The following is a 522-nucleotide window of genomic DNA, read 5'->3' on the forward strand; positions in this document are numbered from 1 at the left end:
CTATATCGAATGCTTAATCAAGCAAGCAGAAAAAGAAATAGAAGTGTTGTTTGCTAATAGGTTAAAGGTTATAAAACAAGAGATTGCAGATATGTTCGAACGTTATCAAAACGATGATGTTCATGTTACATGGACCGAATTTAATAAATACAACAGGCTTAATAAGGAACTTACACGTATAGGAACAATGTTAACTGATGATTATAGAGAAGTCGCCAAGACTATTCAGAAATCACAACAAGATGCCTATATTGAAAAGTATCTTATGAGCCTTTATTTGTATGAAATGGCAAGTCAATCATCTATGACATTTGATGTACCTAATGCAGCTACTATTAAAAGTGCTATTGAACAACCTATTGAGTTTATTAGATTAGTGCCAACATTACAGAAGCATCGTGATGAGGTATTAAAGAAGATTCGCATTAATATTACTCAAGGTATTATGAGTGGCGAAGGTTATTCTAAGATAGCTAAAGCGTTACGTGATGATATTGGTATGACTAAAGCTCAATCATTACG

General features: G+C 33.0%; 1 pseudogene. It reads left to right on the forward strand.

The features are described from left to right. Positions 1-522, forward strand: a pseudogene (locus ACF91D_RS31625) (phage head morphogenesis protein); the annotation flags it as partial.

The sequence above is a fragment of the Staphylococcus sp. 231237_7MaSpsaltlick genome, assembly GCF_043107035.1.